This window comes from Acinetobacter seohaensis (assembly GCF_056431365.1).
Genome location: NZ_JBWKMK010000124.1, coordinates 1 through 19304 on the forward strand (window position 1 = coordinate 1; position 19304 = coordinate 19304).

Annotated in this window: 16 protein-coding genes and 2 pseudogenes; 6 read left to right on the top strand and 12 right to left on the bottom strand. The window is 41.3% G+C overall.

The window, feature by feature from the left end; translation table 11 throughout:
• Positions 1-108 precede the first annotated feature (108 nt).
• The 4 genes from AC07E5_RS11090 to AC07E5_RS11105 all read right to left on the bottom strand — a co-directional run bounded on the left by AC07E5_RS11090 (position 109) and on the right by AC07E5_RS11105 (position 3767).
• On the bottom strand, positions 109-360 hold the full coding sequence (locus AC07E5_RS11090) for a GlsB/YeaQ/YmgE family stress response membrane protein (protein WP_498625485.1): 252 nt from the start codon (positions 358-360) through the stop codon (positions 109-111).
• A gap of 196 nt (positions 361-556) precedes the next feature.
• Positions 557-1084 (bottom strand): hypoxanthine phosphoribosyltransferase, encoded by a 528-nt coding sequence (gene hpt / locus AC07E5_RS11095; protein WP_019836204.1) that lies wholly within the window; start codon positions 1082-1084, stop codon positions 557-559.
• A gap of 217 nt (positions 1085-1301) precedes the next feature.
• The gene (gene guaD / locus AC07E5_RS11100; protein WP_154321230.1) at positions 1302-2642 is read right to left on the bottom strand and encodes a guanine deaminase; all 1341 of its coding nucleotides are present in this window, start codon (positions 2640-2642) and stop codon (positions 1302-1304) included.
• Positions 2643-2801: 159 nt separating this feature from the next.
• Positions 2802-3767, bottom strand: coding sequence for a TerC family protein (locus AC07E5_RS11105; RefSeq protein ID WP_104852786.1), 966 nt, complete (start codon positions 3765-3767; stop codon positions 2802-2804).
• A 398-nt stretch (positions 3768-4165) separates the two neighbouring features.
• On the opposite strand from AC07E5_RS11105, the gene AC07E5_RS11110 reads away from it, so the two are divergent.
• Positions 4166-4447 (top strand): GNAT family N-acetyltransferase, encoded by a 282-nt coding sequence (locus AC07E5_RS11110; RefSeq protein WP_004969793.1) that lies wholly within the window; start codon positions 4166-4168, stop codon positions 4445-4447.
• Positions 4448-4608: 161 nt separating this feature from the next.
• On the opposite strand, the gene AC07E5_RS11115 is transcribed toward AC07E5_RS11110, so the two are convergent.
• Both AC07E5_RS11115 and mpl read right to left on the bottom strand, forming a co-directional pair.
• Positions 4609-5694: a zinc-dependent alcohol dehydrogenase family protein gene (locus AC07E5_RS11115; RefSeq protein WP_096902007.1), complete on the bottom strand. Its 1086-nt coding sequence runs from the start codon at positions 5692-5694 to the stop codon at positions 4609-4611.
• Positions 5695-5932: 238 nt separating this feature from the next.
• Positions 5933-7303 carry a UDP-N-acetylmuramate:L-alanyl-gamma-D-glutamyl-meso-diaminopimelate ligase gene (gene mpl, locus AC07E5_RS11120; RefSeq protein ID WP_004969796.1) on the bottom strand — a complete coding sequence of 457 codons (1371 nt, stop codon included), beginning with the start codon at positions 7301-7303 and terminating at the stop codon, positions 5933-5935.
• Between the two features lie 240 nt (positions 7304-7543).
• Between mpl and AC07E5_RS11125 the strand changes: the two genes are divergently transcribed.
• From AC07E5_RS11125 to AC07E5_RS11140, 4 genes are all read left to right on the top strand, one after another.
• Complete coding sequence (locus AC07E5_RS11125; RefSeq protein WP_019836196.1) at positions 7544-7885, top strand: DMT family protein; 342 nt, start codon at positions 7544-7546, stop codon at positions 7883-7885.
• 223 nt (positions 7886-8108) lie between these two features.
• Entirely contained in the window at positions 8109-8621 is a 513-nt protein-coding gene (gene purE, locus AC07E5_RS11130; protein WP_004969800.1) for a 5-(carboxyamino)imidazole ribonucleotide mutase, read from the top strand.
• 14 nt (positions 8622-8635) lie between these two features.
• Positions 8636-9757, top strand: coding sequence for a 5-(carboxyamino)imidazole ribonucleotide synthase (locus AC07E5_RS11135; RefSeq protein WP_180044400.1), 1122 nt, complete (start codon positions 8636-8638; stop codon positions 9755-9757).
• A gap of 677 nt (positions 9758-10434) precedes the next feature.
• On the top strand, positions 10435-11721 hold the full coding sequence (locus tag AC07E5_RS11140; protein WP_317097924.1) for a lytic murein transglycosylase: 1287 nt from the start codon (positions 10435-10437) through the stop codon (positions 11719-11721).
• Between the two features lie 70 nt (positions 11722-11791).
• Here AC07E5_RS11140 and AC07E5_RS11145 read toward each other — a convergent pair whose 3' ends face one another.
• From AC07E5_RS11145 to AC07E5_RS11165, 5 genes and pseudogenes are all read right to left on the bottom strand, one after another.
• Positions 11792-12169 carry a hypothetical protein gene (locus AC07E5_RS11145; protein WP_162164695.1) on the bottom strand — a complete coding sequence of 126 codons (378 nt, stop codon included), beginning with the start codon at positions 12167-12169 and terminating at the stop codon, positions 11792-11794.
• A gap of 140 nt (positions 12170-12309) precedes the next feature.
• Positions 12310-13223, bottom strand: a pseudogene (locus AC07E5_RS11150) (matrixin family metalloprotease).
• Between the two features lie 219 nt (positions 13224-13442).
• On the bottom strand, positions 13443-15380 hold the full coding sequence (gene dnaK, locus AC07E5_RS11155; RefSeq protein ID WP_498625487.1) for a molecular chaperone DnaK: 1938 nt from the start codon (positions 15378-15380) through the stop codon (positions 13443-13445).
• Between the two features lie 121 nt (positions 15381-15501).
• Positions 15502-16074, bottom strand: a complete 573-nt coding sequence (gene grpE, locus AC07E5_RS11160; RefSeq protein ID WP_257220042.1) for a nucleotide exchange factor GrpE — start codon at positions 16072-16074, stop codon at positions 15502-15504.
• A 565-nt stretch (positions 16075-16639) separates the two neighbouring features.
• Positions 16640-17125: pseudogene (locus AC07E5_RS11165) on the bottom strand (hypothetical protein).
• 206 nt (positions 17126-17331) lie between these two features.
• Between AC07E5_RS11165 and AC07E5_RS11170 the strand changes: the two are divergent.
• Positions 17332-18405, top strand: coding sequence for an alpha/beta hydrolase (locus AC07E5_RS11170; protein ID WP_498625488.1), 1074 nt, complete (start codon positions 17332-17334; stop codon positions 18403-18405).
• 40 nt (positions 18406-18445) lie between these two features.
• Here the strand turns inward: AC07E5_RS11170 and AC07E5_RS11175 are convergent, their stop codons facing one another.
• Entirely contained in the window at positions 18446-19090 is a 645-nt protein-coding gene (locus tag AC07E5_RS11175; RefSeq protein ID WP_180112029.1) for an acetoacetate decarboxylase family protein, read from the bottom strand.
• Between the last annotated feature and the right edge of the window lie 214 nt (positions 19091-19304).

The window sequence follows — 19304 nt, forward strand, 5'->3', positions numbered from 1 at the left end:
CATGAGAAAGCCCATATAAATGGGTAATGTACAAGTTGCTGTAGAAGCATGTTTAATTCGTCTGATCACAGATACTTTATAAAGTATTTTAATACTTTTTTGAATCCGTCAATGCGTAAGTCCTATAGTATTATAAATAAACAGAATAATCAGCGCACCAATGATGGAAGCAATAAAACCTGCGGCAGAACCATCACCGTACAATCCCATCATACGCCCTGCATAGGTTGCCAATAAAGACCCTGCAATCCCGAGTAAGGTTGTGACAATAAACCCTGCTTTGTCATCTCCAGGATGAATCGCACGGGCGATTAAACCTGCAATAAAACCCACCACAATTGCGACAATTAATGACCACATGAGCAGCTCCTTGTTATCTTTGTTTATGTTTTACATCATGTTTCAGACTTATTTTTGCTGAAAAATCCCAAGGAAAATAGTCGAATAATGCTACAGCATGTTGTGTTTTTGTCCTGTTAGATAGATGAAATGCAAATTTTAGCCATAAAAAAAGTGATCTGAAACGATCACTTTTTTTAAGCGAGGCGTGTTTGTTTTATAAGCCAATTTCGCCAATAAACGGAATATGACGATATTTTTGGTCATAATCCAAGCCATAACCGACAATAAACTTATCTTCAATTTCAAAGCCCATGAATTTAACTTCAAGTTCAATTTCACGGCGTGATGGCTTGCTAATTAAGGTACATAGCTCAATTGAATTTGGCTCGCGGGTTTGCAAAATTTCCATCACTTTATTTAGGGTGTTGCCCGAGTCGATAATATCTTCAACTACCAAAACATCTTTACCGCGAATTTCACCATCTAAATCTTTTAAAATTTTCACATCACGCGATGACACCGTGCCCCCGCCGTAGCTGGATACAGTCATAAAATCCAGTTCATGCGGCTTGTGAATGGTGCGGCATAAATCTGCCATGAACAATACAGAGCCACGTAATAAGCCAATTAAAACCAACTCTTTGTCGCTATTGGCATAATGAGCATTAATTTTTTGACCAAGTTCCTGAACTTTTGTCTGGATTTCTTCTGCAGAAATCAAAACCTGCATTTCAACTGTCATGGGTAGATACCTAAAAAGCAAAAATAAAAAAGGTGTTGACCTGCAACACCCCAAAATATGCCCTAATTTTAATATATCTTGCGCGATGTTGCACGTGCTTGCATGGTTGAAATAGCATCATTTTTGTGCTGGGTGAGAATCTGTGCGTAACAACAAGGCACAACCGAGTATCAGCATTGCCCATCCGATAGGTTTTATATACGAGGGTTGCGTAGGTTTAGCCACCTGCTGCTGAGTTTTGATCGGGTTGGTAGTAGGCACGTTGTCCATAAATATAGGTCGCATGAATATTACGGTCATCTGCTAAAGTAATGAGGGCAAATAATGCATCTTCAAGATGTTTGGAACGTTGTTGTCGTAAGCGTTGTAAAGCGGTGGCATTTAAATCCAGCACCACAAAATCGGCTTCTTTGCCTACCTTAAAATTCCCCAGCTTATCGTCTAAGTCCAAAGCTTTGGCAGCACCTAATGTGGCGTGATACAACGCTTCAAAAGCAGAGAGTTTTGCCCCTTGCAGTTGTTGTACTTTATAGGCTTCATTGAGGATATGCAGTACATTAAACGTGGTGCCTGCGCCAATATCTGTACCTAAACCGACCTTCACCTGTCGCTCCCAAGTTTTATGCAGCGGAAATAAACCGCTGCCCAAAAATAAATTGGAGCTTGGACAAAAGGCAATTGCAGAATCGGTATGATGCAGACATTGCCATTCATGTTCTTCTAAATGCACACAATGCGCAAAAACCGAACGTGAACCTGTTAAACCATAGTGATGATAAACATCTAAATATCCATTTTGCTCTGGAAATAATTGTTTCACCCACGCAATTTCATTGTGATTTTCACTTAAATGGGTATGTACATAAACATCGGGATATTCGGCTTTGAGTTGCCCTGCCCGCGCCAGTTGCTCAGGGCTAGAAGTCGGTGCAAAACGTGGCGTAATCGCGTAGAGATTACGTCCTTTTCCATGCCATTTTTCAATCAACGCTTTAGAGTCTGTATAGCCTGAGTCTGCACTGTCACACAATGCTTCAGGTGCATGCCGATCCATCAGCACTTTACCTGCAATTAAACGCATTTGATGTTGTGCTGCCGCTTCAAACAACGCATCTACCGATTCAGGATGTACCGTACAAAACACCAAAGCTGTGGTGGTGCCATTTTTCAGTAATTCCTGCACAAAAAATTGTGCAATCTGATCAGCATAGGCTTTATCTGCAAATTGCAGTTCAGTCGGAAAAGTATAAGTATTCAGCCATTCCAGTAATTGTTCACCATACGCGCCAATCATTTCAGTCTGTGGAAAATGAATATGGGTGTCGATGAAGCCAGGCACAATGAGATGGTCAGGATAATGATGGAACTCTGTGTTGGCGTTTAGCTTTGCCTGCCCTTCTTGCCATGAACCAAACCACTGAATTTTGCCTTGTTCGCAAATTAACAAGCCATCGTCTACATAACGGACTTGTTCTGAAATTTGATCGGCTTGGCTGGTACAGTTTTTGAAATCAAGAAAGCGACCACGAATTGCGGTGCGTTGTACAGGAGATGGCATAAAACAACCTACATTTTTCATTTTTCAAGAGATTGTACCTTAAATGTAGCTTGCAGCAGTACGATAAAATTTATCGTACGGTAAATTAAAACTTGGTGAAATGAATACAAAAAGCCTTCTCGAAAGAAGGCTTGCAACGATGATGAGGACTGTTAAATTTTATAATGTGGTTTCATGGTGTTTTCGACTATGTCGAATTGATAACCACGCAGTGATTGTCAGCACAAGTACAATAAAGCCGAGTGAAATCCAGATAGGCATGTGGAATACATCTAACATCAGCATTTTAAAGCCAATAAATAGTAAAATTAAACCCAGTCCATACGGTAAATAATGCATTTTAGTGGCTGCGCCTGAGAGCAAGAAAAACATGGCACGTAAGCCCAAAATAGCCATAAGATTTGCAGTGAGTACAATAAACGGATCGGTAGTCACGGCAAAAATTGCAGGGATGGAATCCACGGCAAAAATAACGTCAGATGCTTCGACCAAAATTAAAACTAAAAATAATGGCGTTGCCCAAAGTACACCATTTTGGCGCACAAAAAACTGATCTTTTTCCAGTGTTGGGGTAATACGCATGTGTTTGCGTAGCCATTTCAACAACGCCATATCTTCAATATTGCTGGCTTCTTGCTCTGGACCTTTTAAGAATTTAAAGCCTGTGTAGACCAAAAATGCGCCAAAAATATACAAAATCCAGGAGAATTCTTGTACAAACCAAGCTCCAATAAAAATAAAAATGGTTCTGAGAATAATTGCGCCCAGTACGCCGTAGAGTAAAATTTTACGCTGTAAGCCCGGTGGGATGGCGAATGCGGCGAAGATCATCAACCAAACGAATACATTATCAATCGCCAGTGATTTTTCCAGCAAATAACCCGCAAAGTATTCCATGACTTTGGTGTTGGCGACTTCTAGCCCAACGCTGTGTTTAAGATACAGCCATAAACCGCCACCAAATAAAGCTGCCACACTGACCCAGGCGATACTCCAATACGCAGCGGTTTTGACTTTGACCGATTCGCCTGCTTTTTGTTTAAAGCCTAAGAAGTCAATGGCGAGCATGACTGCAACAATTGCAAAAAAGACCAGATATAGCCATAAATTGCCGATGGATTCCATACAATCTCCACATCCAACAACTGGCCACAAAAAAACCTTGACCTGTTGTCAGATGATTTCAAACATCTGTAACAACATGATCAAGGTCTTGCCTACATAGAGCGGACTTGTATCAACAAGTATGTGCACTATGCTCAGCGTCCGACTTTTTGCAAAGTGTAATGACGAAACGCTGACACGTTAAAGTTATATTTTAACGCTTGGAGGAGGCTACTCCCCTTGTTCAACATAATTTGGGATTAGGACGCTGCCTAAATCTGCGTAAAGAATTACATAATTTTAAGTGTTGTGCAATTTATTCTGTATGGTAAATCACTTTAATTTGTACAAATTCAGCACAATATTTCGTAAAGAGTGTGGCAAATTGAAAAAATAGATTTAGTTTGATAGGTGGACTTATGCAAATTCAACATCAAGAAACCCAACGCGGTGGCGAGTTTTTTATTGAACGAGATGGTCGGCATATCGCTGAAATTACTTATCAATATCAAGATGATCACACTATTTTAGCAGATCACACTTGGGTCGATCTGACATTACGAGGTCAAGGGGTTGCCCGTCAGCTATTAGATATTTTGGTCGCCTTTGCACGTGAAAAGCAGCTAAAAATTGTACCCGTGTGCTCTTATATTGAGACGGCTTTTGAAACAGATACACAATATGCTGATGTCGTGGCTTAAAAGTCTTTCTACGTTGAAATAATCTAATGTGTTGGTATTAAAACAGCATGCAGACTTCGTCTGTCGTGCAGTCTAAAATTTTCTTGAAAATATTATAAAAGCCCAAAAAAGCCAATCCACAGCGCGTAGATTGGCTTTTTTGTAACATAGTTAAGCCAAGATTATTCGTAATTAATCATCACTTTCATGGCATTTTCATCTGAAGCATGTTTAAACACATCATAGGCTTTTTCAAATTCAGAGAATTTAAAATGGTGCGTTGCCAGTTTTTCTAAAGGTAATTTGCCTGAACAGCAGGTTTTTAACAGCATACCTGTCGTATTGGTATTCACCAAACCCGTAGTGATGGTCAGGTTTTTAATCCAGAGTTTGTTTAACTCAAAATTTACCGACTTACCATGTACGCCCACATTGGCAATATGTCCGCCCTCTTTCACGACATTTTGGCAAATATCCCAAGTGGCTTCGACACCTACAGCTTCCATGGCACAGTCTACCCCGCGACCACCTGTAATCTCTAAAATACGTTGTACCGCATCTTCTTTGGCAGAGTTAATGGTATGGGTTGCACCCAACTCTTTTGCCATCGCCAAGCGGTTATCGTCCATATCGACTGCGATAATTTGTGCAGGAGAATAGAACTGTGCGGTAAGCAGACAACCCATGCCAATTGGACCTGTACCCACAATTGCAATGGTATCACCAGGTTTAACATTGCCGTATTGCACACCAATTTCATGTGAAGTTGGCAATACATCAGACAAGAAAACCGCAACTTCTTCATTTAAACCTTCAGGCAGCAAATATAAAGAAGTGTCTGCAAATGGAGTACGGACATATTCAGCATGAGTACCATCAATCATATATCCCATGATCCAACCGCCTTCATTTTGGCAGTGTGCATAGAGTTGTTTTTGACAGTTTTCACAAGTACCACAACGGCTGACACAAGAAATAATGACCTTGTCGCCTTTTTTGAAATTTTTGACTGCCGAACCGACTTCTTCAACAATCCCGATACCTTCGTGACCTAAAATACGGCCATCAAATAGCCCTGTCTTGGCAACTGCAGTGTCTTGAATTTCTGGGTTTTTACCTTTCCAAATACCTAAGTCAGTACCGCAAATTGTAGTTTTGGTGAGACGAATCACGGCATCTGTTGGTTGTAAAATTTCTGGACGTGGGCGTTCTTCAAAACGAATATCATTGGCGCCGTGGTAGACCATGGCTTTCATTGTTTTTGACATTGTGACCATCCTTCTTAGTAATAATGATGAAAGACATCCAGCAGCCAACCTGTAGCAACCGTCATGCTCGCAGGATGTAATCTTTTTAAAGTAACAGGTCAAGATGACAAGTTCATGAGCAGTATTGTTGCTTTTAATAATTATAATATATAAATTTATAATTAATATAAAAACCCCCTATTTTTTGCCAAAAACAGGGGATTTTTTTTGAAAGAGTTTTAAATCAGTTTAAGCGATTTTAAGCCGTGTGTTGCAACGCTTGAATGAGTTTTTGATGTAAACCACCAAATCCACCATTTGACATAATCACCACTGCATCGCCCTCACCTGCTTGGCTCACGATTTTTTGAATAATTTCATCCAAAGTATTGGCCACCACCGCATGATTGCGAGCAGCCGCAACCACAGGCTGTAAATCCCAGTCTAAACCTTCAGGTTGATACCAAATCACAGCATCCGCCAAACGTGCTGAATCTGCCAAGCCCTCTTTATGACTGCCCATGCGCATGGTGTTGGAACGTGGTTCAATAATCGCCCAAAGCTTACGCTCACCCAAACGCTTACGTGCGCCGTCCAGTGTGGTTTCAATTGCGGTTGGATGGTGGGCAAAGTCATCATAGACTTCAATGCCGCGTATGGTGCCTAATAACTCCATACGGCGTTTCACCCCACCAAAATTGGACAGCGCTGCACATGCGGTTTCAATTGCAACCCCAACATGCTCTGCTGCGGCGATGGTTGCCAAGGCATTGGCGACACTGTGTTGCCCTGTCATATTCCAGCGCACTTCACCTTGTAGCACACCATTTTTCAGAACTTTAAAATGTGAACCATCTGCTGCAAGTTGTTCTGCATACAGTTCCGCTTGTGGATCTGCATTGAGCGAAGTACGTAGCACAGGTGTCCAGCAACCCATTTCTAACACTTCATCAATATGGGTTTCTGTAATTGGGGCAATAATGCGCCCTTCACTTGGGATGGTACGCACCAAATGATGGAATTGTTTTTGAATTGCAGCTAAATCATCAAAAATATCGGCATGGTCAAATTCAAGGTTATTTAAAATGGCGGTTTTAGGATGGTAATGCACGAACTTGGAGCGTTTATCAAAAAATGCAGAGTCGTATTCATCGGCTTCGACACAGAAATATTTACCTGCACCCAAACGTGCACTTTCACTAAAGCCTAACGGAACGCCGCCAATTAAAAAGCCCGGTTCCAAGCCTGCCTGATCCAATACCCACGCCAACATGGTGGTGGTGGTGGTTTTGCCGTGCGTGCCTGCAACGCCCAGTACGTGTTTTCCTTGCAAAACATGATCGGCCAAAAATTGCGGGCCAGAAATATACGGCAAACCAGCATTCAGCATATATTCAACCGCATCAATCCCACGTTTCATGGCATTGCCCACAATCACTAAATCAGGATGCGGTTGTAAATGGCTGCGGTCATAACCTTGCATTAAGGTAATGCCTGCATTTTCCAGTTGAGTCGACATCGGTGGATAGACGTTTTGGTCTGAACCTGTGACGGTATGTCCTAAATCGCGGGCCAAAAGTGCCAAAGAGCCCATAAATGTGCCACAAATACCCAAAATATGCAGATGCATTCCGCCTTACTCCACTGCTTTTATAGACACATCACGTATTTTTGTGCTGTTGTCGTGATTAATTTGATTTGAAGCAACGATAGCAAGGGTTTTGGCGAAAAGATAGTGATTCTTGTATCTCATTTCAGGGATTTTTCTGAGCTGAATCTGCGCCAAAGGATGTAAAAAATTGCTGCTCTTGCATTTTTTATGGCAAATAGCTCGTAAAATAAAACTGAATTTTTAAGATAGTACGACACAATGTCTTCAGCACTTTTACTTTTGGTGATTGCAAACTGTTTTATGACCTTGGCGTGGTATGGTCATCTCAAGTTTTTACCACATGATGCTCCGCTGTGGCAGGCAATTTTATTCAGTTGGGTGATCGCCCTATTTGAATACAGTTTGATGATTCCTGCTACCCGTTTGCTGGCGCAGCATGGCTGGGCGGTAGGTCAAATGAAAATTACCCAAGAAGTTGTGACTTTATTGGTGTTTGTACCGTTTATGATTTTTCTGTTTAAGCAACCTTTTAAACTGGATTATTTATGGGCAGCCTTATGTTTATGTGGTTGCGTGTATTTTGTATTTCGTGCGCCTTAAAGACGAGTTTTAGCTCGCTTGAATAGCTTTAGGTTCACCTATTTTGTTTAACTGTTTTCAATTCTTTAAAATAACCCGATAAAAATAATCAAAAAAGTCGGTTGAGTCGCCGTGTTCAATTTTAACAAGTCGAAAAATCAGTCTATAATGTGGAGTTCTTATTCAAGCTTGGCTTTCTCGCCTGAATTTCTCTTTCCTTAGTTTCGTTTCTGGAATATTTGTAATGAACGCGGCCGCTGCACAAGACGCTCCTCTCGTTGGAATTATCATGGGTTCTCAATCGGATTGGGCAACTCTCGAACACACTGCCAATATGCTGAAGCAGCTTGGTGTCCCATTTGAAGCGGAAGTCGTTTCTGCACACCGTACCCCAGATCGCTTATTTGAATATGCTGAACAAGCGCGTGATCGTGGCATTCAGGTGATTATTGCAGGCGCTGGTGGTGCCGCACACTTACCAGGTATGTGTGCAGCTAAAACTGATTTACCTGTTTTAGGTGTGCCAGTGAAATCTTCAATTTTAAATGGTGTCGATTCATTACTTTCAATTGTGCAAATGCCTGCGGGTATTGCGGTAGGTACATTGGCTATTGGTCCTGCGGGAGCAACCAATGCGGCAATTATGGCAGCCCAAATTTTAGGTTTAACCCGTCCAGAGATTGCACAAAATGTTGTCAATTTCCGTGCCGCGCAAACTGAGAAAGTTTCAAGCAACAATATTCCAGGTCAGGCTTAAGCGGGACAATTACTATGGATAAGACCATCGGTATTTTTGGTGGCGGTCAATTGGGTCGCATGATGGCACAAGCGGCTTTACCCTTAAATATTCAATGTACCTTTTTTGAAGCCAGTCCAGATTGCCCAGCGGCAACCTTGGGTCAGGTTTTTGCCAGCAAAAGCGAAAATAGCCTACAAGATTTTATACACAGTGCCGATGTATTCAGCCTTGAGTTTGAAAATACTCCGTTGGCTGATGTTGATGTATTGATTAAGCACAAAGACTTGCATCCACCACGTCAGGCTTTGGCAATTGCCCAAAACCGCTTGCTGGAAAAAGGCTTATTTGATGAATTGACGATTCCTGTTGCGCCGTATAAAGCGGTCAACTCGCTGGAAAGTTTACAGGCTGCTGTAGCTGAACTTGGTCTGCCAATTGTGCTAAAAACCGCAACAGGCGGCTATGATGGCAAAGGTCAGTTTGTCTTGCGCAGTGCAGATCAGATTGAACAAGCATGGGCAGAACTTGGCCCTGCAGGCAGCTTGATCGCAGAAAGTTTTGTTACTTTTTCACGTGAAGTATCTATTATTGCGGTGCGTGGTCAAAATGGTGAAGTAAAAACTTGGCCATTGGCAGAAAACCATCATCACAACGGTATTTTGTCGCATTCGATTGTCCCTGCACCAAACAGCGCTGACTTGCAGCCTGCGGCACAAGACTATATCACTCGCCTGCTCAATCACTTGAATTATGTAGGTGTGTTGACGTTAGAGCTATTTGTCACTGACAAGGGCTTGTATGCCAACGAGATGGCACCTCGTGTGCATAACTCAGGTCACTGGTCAATTGAAGGCGCGGTGTGTTCGCAGTTTGAGAACCATATTCGTGCTGTAGCAGGTTTACCGTTAGGCTCAACTGAAGTGGTACGTCCAACGGTGATGGTCAATATTATTGGTCAGCATCCCAAAACTGAAGATGTGTTGGCATTGAATGGCGCACATTTGCATTTGTACAATAAAACTGAGCGTGAAGGCCGTAAAATTGGGCATATTACTTTAATGCCGAATGATGCCGCTGAATTGACAGATTTATGCCGCCAATTGGCAAAAATTTTGCCAAATCCATTGGCGCTCAGTGCTGATATGAGCTTGTAAATTTAAAAATGACACCAAAGCGCTCATCACGATGAGCGCTTTTTTATACTTTCACGTTTTTATTCTGCCTATTTTTAAGGTGTTCTACCGTTAATCTGTCTAGGATTGACGCTGTAATTTTAGGTTGATTAAGATAGATCAGGCTGAATAAGCAACCATCACCGTAGCAAAGCAATACTTAAAATAAAAATGCGCACAAGTCTGATGGGAAACAGATGATAATTATGAATTCAAAACTTTAAATTCAAATAGCGCGTTTTAAATTTAAAGCGATGCTTCAACTTTGAATTTAAATATCAGAAATGAATTTAAAGATAGATCTGCAGTTTTGAATTTAAATAAAGTAGCGGCTCTTTTGATCTTTAAATTTAAAAAGCTACTTTTAAATTCAAAGCAATACATCGTAAATATGCAGTGAATGTCGTGTTTTGTGGGTAACTTGGGTTGGTTTAATTTGAATTTAAACTTTTAAATTTAAAAGTTTTATCATGTGTTGTGATTTTGAATTTAAAAATGTGAGATGCTGTACTTGTGGATAAGTGTTTTAAATTTAAAACGAGAAAATGAATTTAAAACTGTGTAAATGAATTTAAAGTTACAGATTTTCATCTGATCTCTGTGGCTGAAGGTGTTATGGTAAAGCCAAGATTTAAATTCAAAACACATCAAAGGGTATTATGCATCGTTTCGCTGTGATTTTTGCGACAGCTGCAATGGCAGCTACTCAGGTTCAGGCAGAACTGATTATCAATGGAAAATCTGTCACCGTAACACCAACGGTCAGTACATCTGCAAATTTTCAACCACAAAACCATTTTCAAAGTTGTTTGGCCAATTTACGCAGCCAAGCCATTGCCAAAGGGGTGAGTGGCAGCAGTTATGATCGCTATACTCAAAATCTCAGTCCAGATTATTCAGTCATTGAGCGTTTAAATTACCAACCTGAATTTTCTACGCCAATCTGGGATTATCTCTCAGGCTTGGTCGATGATGAGCGCGTGCAGGCAGGACAGCAGAAATTGGCACAGCACCGTGATGCGCTCAATCGTGTTGCAGCAGCCTATGGCGTACCTGCAGAAACCGTAGTGGCGGTTTGGGGTGTAGAAAGTAACTTTGGTGCGATTTCAGGATCCTATCCATTATTGCAAGCGCTAGGTACCTTGAGCTGTGAAGGACGCCGTCAAAGCTATTTCCGAGGTGAGTTTTTTACCACCATGCGTTTATTGCAACGTGGTGATGTCACTGAATCACAATTAAAAGGCTCATGGGCAGGGGCGTTTGGGCATACTCAGTTTATGCCATCGACCTATGATGAGTTGGCGGTCGATTTTGATGGTGATGGTCGCCGTGACTTAGTATCTAGTATTCCAGATGCTTTGGCTTCCACCGCTAACTTTTTAAAACGTCGCGGCTGGCAAACAGGGCAGCCGTGGGGCTTTGAAGTCAAAGTGCCTGCAGGCATGTCTTTGAGTGGTGAAGGGCGACGCAATAAAAAATCCCTCAGCAGTTGGGTTAATCGTGGGTTGACTCGTGCAGATGGTTCGGCATTAATTCAGGGCAATTTATCGGGCAGTAGTCAGGCAGGCTTGATGGCACCTGCAGGTGCGAATGGCCCTGTATTCTTAGTGTTTAGAAACTTCGATGCCATTTATAGCTATAACGCAGCAGAAAGTTATGCCTTAGCGATTGCGCATTTATCAGATCGTTTAATGGGGCAGTCTGCATTCCGCACCGCTTGGCCAACCGATGATGCAGGTACATCCCGCGCAGAACGCCGTGAAATTCAACGCTTTTTGTTAAGCCGTGGTTATGACATTGGTGAAGTGGATGGTTTAATTGGCGACAAAACCCGTCAAGCGATTCGTCAGGAACAGACTCGACTCGGCTTGGCTGCAACAGGTCGGGCAGGGCAGCAAATTTTAAGAGCGTTTCGTAATGAAGCGGCCAAACAAATGATGCAATAAGTTGTTGTGATTGCATTAAAAAGGTCTGCAAATGTGCAGACCTTTTTAATTTTTTTCTTAAAACAGGGGATTAAGGTTCAATTTTCACTGCTTCAAGCAAATCAAAAATCACAGTCGTGACATCTTGGCTTAATTCTTTGTTATTAAAAATTTCATAAGCTGAAATGGTGATGTCGGTATCACTTGGCAGCAAACGCTGTTCTTCTTCAATCAGGTGTTCAATTGGTAATAAGGTCTGTCTAACCTCAAGATGCAAAATATCTTTGTATTCAATATTTTCATCTTCAAGTTCAATCACTTGCTCATTAAAATACGGCAATAAAATCGAGTGGAGACAAGGTTGAAGCTCAACAATATCAAAAATTTCGATATCACGGCTTTGTTCAATCGTGCTGATGTGGTCATTTACTTCAATCAGGATATGGTAGTAACTCACATGAATCTCCACAGATCGTTCAGGGTTATACAGAGCCTTCACAATAACATGAAATGAGTAAATTTGCTGCCTTTGCACGTGTAATGGATATGCAACTATCGTACAGGGTGAGGGGAGTTTTGTGTTTTAGTCACTTCAGTTTGCCAGATTGCTCAATGCCGTGCATGGAGTAAATCGAGATCGGCAGGGCGCAGTTGGAAATTCTGCAACTGCTGATCTTTTAGCATTGGATACATTAAGGCATAAGGGTCGTTATGGTGTGCTAAACCCAAAGCATGACCAAATTCATGCGCCAAAGTTAGACGTAAATCATCTTTAGATTGAAACTCATAAATCCGAATGGCCTGACCATCAAAGCTGCCTTTATCAAATAAACGTGGTTGAAAACGTGCATTAAATTGCTGGATGGATACATCAATGTCTTGATTAAGTTGATTGAGGGCATCGACTTGTTGATTGAGCTGGTTAATTTGCTGATTAAATTGCGCTATTTCGTGTTCTAAACTCCACATGTGTTGCTGGATTTCTTGTTTTTTGGCTGCAAAAATTTCCTGTTGCGAAGGATGTAGCCCACCACTTTGGTTAATTTGCTGTACTTGACGATTGTATTGTTCAAGTTGTTGTTCAAATAGCATTTTTTTGCATCAAGTTGTTGATTTTTATCTGCAATTTCTTGTTTTAGTGCTTGAATATTTTGGTTTTGATTGTTCCAGTGTTGTTGGCGTTGTTCAATGGCTGTAAGTTGTTGTTGGCGTTGGTTTGATTCACCTTGACGTTGATCATAAATCAAGTGAATGGCGAGCTTGGCGTTCGGGTCATATACAAAATAATCTTGTCCCGTTCCTTGTTTCCAAATATAGGTGGCTTCCTGACTCAGTTGCAGTAAATCGGCATGGCTTAAGCCAAAACGCGGGTCGACTTCAGCAATACGATAACGTAGGCGAGTATCTAAAGGATATTGTAAACGATTTAGTGCAGTATTGTGCCGTGTGTGCGGATGTTGAATATTTTGATAAATCAGCAAGATAGAAAACAGTATGATTGCACCCAATAGAAACAAACGCATTGCTAGCGGCATCCTTTTTTGGGTTTACTGTAGCCGAAAGTAGGGCAGAAACTCAATCTATTTGCAGTTAGAGCATCATTTTATCTATTGTACTCGGTTGAGCGTCCAATTGTCTGTGCTCTTTCATTTAAATCTTGAAGTCAGTGTATGGATATCGAAAAGAAAAACCGCGCTGCAATTGCTTGCAGCGCGGTTTTTGATGTGCGTTAAAGCGACAAATTATTTTTTATCATCTTTGACTTCAGTGAATTCAGCATCCACAACGCCATCATCGGCTTTTTGTTGACCTGCGTCACCGCCAAATGCATTTGGGTCGAAACCTTGTGCACCGCCTTGACCTTGTGCAGCTTCATACGCACGTTGCGTAATTGGCATGATGATGTTTTGCAATGCTTCAGTTTTTGCTTTGATTGCATCTACATCATTTTCTTTGGTTGTCGCTTCAAGCTCAGTGACTGCAGTTTCAATCGCAGTTTTTTTATCGGCAGTCACTTGTTCACCAAGGTCTTTTACTGCTTTTTGAGCAGAAGAAACTAAAGCATCCGCTTCGTTACGTGCTTTTGCAAGTTCTTCAAACTTACGGTCTTCTTCAGCATTTGCTTCAGCATCTTTAATCATCGCTTCAATTTCAGCATCGCTCAAACCAGAGTTTGCTTTAATTTGAATCGATTGTTCTTTGCCTGTGCTCTTGTCTTTTGCAGACACTTTCAAGATACCGTCAGCGTTAATGTCGAACGAAACTTCAATTTGTGGCACACCGCGTGGCGCTGGTGGAATGTCACCTAATTGGAAGTTACCCAACAATTTGTTTTGTTGAGCCATTTTGCGCTCACCTTGGTAAACTGAAATGTCTACTGCAGGCTGGTTGTCTGCCGCTGTTGAGAACACTTGAGACTTCTTCGCAGGAATCGTGGTGTTTTTCTCAATGATTGGCGTCAACACGCCACCCATAGTTTCAATACCAAGCGTTAACGGAGTTACGTCTAGAAGCAATACGTCAGTTTTGTCACCAGACAATACGGCACCCTGAATTGCTGCACCAATTGCAACAGCTTCGTCTGGGTTTACGTCTTTACGTGGCTCTTTGCCAAAGAATTCTTGTACTTTTTGTTGTACAAGTGGCATACGTGATTGACCACCCACCAAAATCACGTCAGAGATGTCAGAAGTTGAAAGTCCTGCATCTTGTAGCGCAACTTTACATGGCTCAATGGTACGAGCGACTAAATCAGCAACCAAACCTTCAAGTTTGGCGCGAGTCACGTTCATCACCAAGTGCTTCGGACCTGTTGCGTCTGCAGTGATATATGGCAAGTTGATTTCAGTCGCATTTGAAGATGAAAGCTCGATTTTTGCTTTCTCAGCCGCTTCTTTCAGACGTTGTAATGCCAATGGATCTTGTTTCAAGTTGAAGTTTTGCTCTTTTTTGAACTCTTCAACCAAGTATTCGATCAAGGCATTGTCAAAGTCTTCACCACCAAGGAAGGTATCACCGTTGGTTGATAACACTTCAATTTGTTGGTCGCCATCAAGGTCTGCAATTTCAATGATCGATACGTCAAAAGTACCACCACCCAAGTCATATACAGCAACTTTACGGTCGCCTTCTTTCTTGTCCATACCAAATGCAAGCGCAGCAGCAGTTGGTTCGTTGATGATACGTTTAACTTCTAAGCCTGCAATTTTACCCGCATCTTTGGTTGCTTGGCGCTGTGCATCGTTAAAGTACGCAGGTACAGTAATCACGGCTTCAGTAACTGTTTCGCCCAAATAATCTTCGGCAGTCTTTTTCATCTTTTTCAAAGTTTCTGCAGAAATTTGCTGTGGTGCAAGTTTCTTGTCATTCACTTCAACCCAAGCATCGCCATTGTCTGCTTTGATGATTTTGTAAGGCACAAGACCAATGTCTTTTTGTACCGCTTGGTCTTCATAACGACGACCAATCAAACGCTTAATTGCGAATAATGTGTTTTTCGGGTTAGTTACAGCCTGACGCTTTGCAGATTGACCTACAAGAATTTCGCCATCTTTATAAGCAATAATAGATGGAGTTGTACGTGCGCCTTCTGCGTTTTCAATTACTTTAACTTTGTCGCCTTCAAGTACCGCTACACATGAGTTAGTTGTACCTAAGTCAATACCAATGATTTTAGCCATTTGGATGTTTCCTCAAAAATTCTTTTGCAATGTTTTCACTTGTTATTCGATATGAGAGCCAATCAAAATTTTTCAAGTTGTTTAGATGAAAATTTTTTATCAACTCTCGATTTTATAAGGCTTAAGCGCCAACCATCACCATTGCAGGGCGGAGTAAGCGACCATGTAAGGTGTAGCCTTTTTGTAATACGTTGCCAATTTCATTGGCTTTTGCATTTGGATCAATCCCTACGGCTTGATGCAGGTCTGCATTGAAACCATTGGCTGTATCAATCACCACCACACCAAACTTTTCTAAAGTGGTCAGTAATGATTTCAAGGTCAGTTCCACACCTTCAGACAAGGCAGTTTTTTCATCACCATTGGCGGCAATAGCACGCTCAAGGTTGTCTACAGAATCCAATAATTCTTTAGCAAACTTTTCTAAAGCAAACTTTTTAGCTGTATCTGCTTCACGTTCTAAACGCTCTTTGGTTTTTTCCGCTTCGTAAACTGCATTGGCAGTACGTGCTTTTTCCAATTTTAGGTTTTCTTCAAGTTTGCTCAGTTGTTCTTGTAAAGACTCAACGGAAACTTCTGCTTGCTCAGTATCTTGCGCTGTTTGTTGTTCCGTCTGCTCTAGCTCAAGGTCTTGAGTTTGTTCGTTCTGCTCAGTTGCCATTGATTTACTCCGTTTAAATGGGTTTTTAAACATGTACAGTCCTTTGGCGTCAGTGCTAACTGCGTTATTGCTGAACTGCCATGGTTAGAGAAGTTCGTAATTAGCTAAGAAATCGGGGCAGGGCAGGCAAAATTCAAGCGTGCCAGTAGATTAATTTTCATTGCCATGAAATTTGGTCAAAAAAATACATTTTGAATCAAGATGTCGGCGGATGAATGAAGCAAATTAAACTTTGAAACTTATAATATTTTTTTGTTTAAAAAAGTATGGTAATAGGGAGCTGATTATTCAGCTAAACCAGTGCTTTTATTACGGAGATAGCTAAAAACACTGTTTTATCAACAGGATTCGACTGGGTGTTTGTTCACTATTTGTGCATGCGTATGATTAGAGTTTTTAAGTTTTGGTTGATTAATCGCTAAAACAGCTTAATCGAGAGTAATTATATATTTTACACAAAACCTAACACTGCTTATTCTTTGCGCATAGATGCTATATCGCTGTAGTTTCTTGTGTATTGCTAAATGTGTTTTCGGGGCTTATCTAACTTCTGAATAAGCCCTTTTTTTACCTCATTTGTTTTGCTTTGCTGCAAGACTCAATCACGATCACGTCGTTGTTCACGCTCTTTACGGTTTTCCTGCCAGCGTTTTTGTTGTGCATCACGCTGTTGTTGCATGCGTTTACGCATATCTTCACGTTTTTTACGTTCAGCTTCGACTTGCTGCTTGCGTTTTTGTTCAAGCTGCTTGCGCTGTTGTTCCGAAAGTCGTTTACGTTGCTCAGCTAAACGCTGGCGTTCTTGCTCGTGTTTTTGCCGTTGCTGTTGCAATTGCTTTTGTCGGTTTTGCTCCCATTCACGACGCTCAATTTCACGCTTGCGACGTTCCAATTCTACCCGTTGTTGACGCTGTTGATATTCCCAACGCTGACGATCATAGTCTTAACGTCGATCATCATAATCATGGCGACGTTCATAACGAGGATCATAGCGACCATCGTAGTAACCATCTTCAGGAAATGCGACACAGCCTACGGCTAAAAAAGCAGTAGCGCATGAGAGTAATATCAGTTTTTTAGCCATGTTCCACCTCCTGAGCCAATCTATGAATTTGCAAGAAACATGCATAATGGGCAGCTAAATTGTCAATGACAGCGTCATAAAAGCAGGTTAGCGTATAGAAAGTTTAGATATGTATAACGATTGAAGCACTTGTATAACAAAATGGTCATTTTGCATTTAATCATGAAGAAATGATGAAGAATTTACGCATATAAAAAGGAACAATCATGCAAATCTTGAATTCATCGCTTAAACAGAGGTTACACAAAGGGCAGGGAACGGCTGCGCGTTTTTTAAATAAATTGCCTGACAGAGCGCATGAAGCCTTAGCGCAGGTCTTGGCTTATCCTTACCAATATCCAGACCTTGATCCTTTTATTAAATGCATGATGGCGGCACAATTAAAACAAGGGAAAATTGGTTTTATTGGTGCTGACCCTGTACAGTCTAGACAGGCATTTGATCGACAAATGCAATCTATTCTGAGCACTCCAACTGCGGTCAAACGAGTTGAAGAAATCCGTTTAAACTTAGCCAGTGGCAATATCGCAGCGCGTTATTATCATCCTGCACCACATAAAAAATTGCCTTTAATCGTGTTTTATCATGGTGGTGGTTTTGTGGTGGGTGGTTTAGACAGTCATGACGAATTTTGCCGCTTAATGGCGGTACATGCCCATGCACAAGTGTTGAGTGTGGAATATCCACTCGCGCCTGAAGCTAGTCCACAGCAGATTATTCAAGTCTGTGAAGATGCTTTGGCATGGGCATATCAACATCGTCGAGAAATGAAAATTTTAAAAAATCGCATAGCGGTGGCAGGCGATAGTGCGGGTGGTAATATTGCAGCGGTGGTTGCACAGCGTAGTGCTCATTCAGCCTATGCACCTGACGCACAATTTTTAATTTATCCAGCCTTAGATTTTAAGAGTCGCCATCCTTCATTCTTTGCTTATAAAGATGGTTTGGTGCTGACGGGGCAAGATGTTGATTTTGTCACACAGCACTATGTCACACAGCATCAGGTCGCTTTGGATGATCCAATCATTTCGCCAACTTTTGGCAAATTGAAAAAACTAGCGCCTGCCTTTGTGGTCACAGCAGGGCATGACGTTTTGCATGATGAAGCTGAAATTTATGCACATAAATTACGTCAACATGCTGTCACGGTAAAATATGTAGAATATTTAGATCAAACACATGGTTTTATTAGCATGACCTTTGTGTCGCGTCGCGCCAAAAAAATCAGCATTGAAATGTGTAAAAACTTTAGAAAATTTTGGGATCGACCACGTAGCTAAACCTTGGGTTGTCTTTGTTAATCTGTTTCACGTGGAACGGTTAAACCAGAGTAGAGATTTCGGCTTCTGGAAAAGTCAGTTCTAACTCAGGCACGTAAAAACTATTGATGAAGCGTGCCTGATTAAAATCAGGAAACAAACTTGGATTCGATTGCCAAGACGCATGTTTGAGTGGGATTAATCTGCCGCGAAAAGAAGGATTAAATTGATAAGATTTCCCTTGCCATGTTTGCTGAATTTTTAAAAGCGCAGCAGGGATGTAATGACTATCAATAAAGCTACGTTGCGTATTGCATTTTTCAAGTTGAATGGCGAATTGCAAATCTGCGTGTTGTATTTTGCAACTCATCTGTCGATCTTGAATATCCCAATCAAAGCTTGCCAGTTCTTTCGGAATACCCCAAAGCTGTTGTCCGTGTTGCACAGAAGACTCAGTTGAAACAAAAATTTTAGGAATGGTAGATAAACGACGCTGCCTAAATAGAGGATGATCTAAAATCAGCAGCTCATCATAAGCGCCAATGGGGCTAGCGTTATAACGTACCCACATGACTTGAACAAGACGCCCTAAAAAAGAAGGTGCTAAGCCAAAAGGCTGTGCCAGATTTAAAAAATGCGGGCTGAGCCAATAATTTAAAATATAGGCTTCACCTTGAAGTTGCCAAGGTGCTGGACACAGTCGGATCTGATCTGAATTATTTTTATCAAATGGAGCGTAAAACTCTGTCCTTCAGGTCAGAGATATAAGCGACACGACATGAAGTGTCGTTTTATTTAACTAAGGACTATTTTCCTTGAGTTTTGATTGTTAATATAAGTACATGAAAACCCTTAAATTACGTATAAAAGACAAACATTGCAAGGTGTTAGACCAACTAGCATCAGAAGTGAACTTCGTC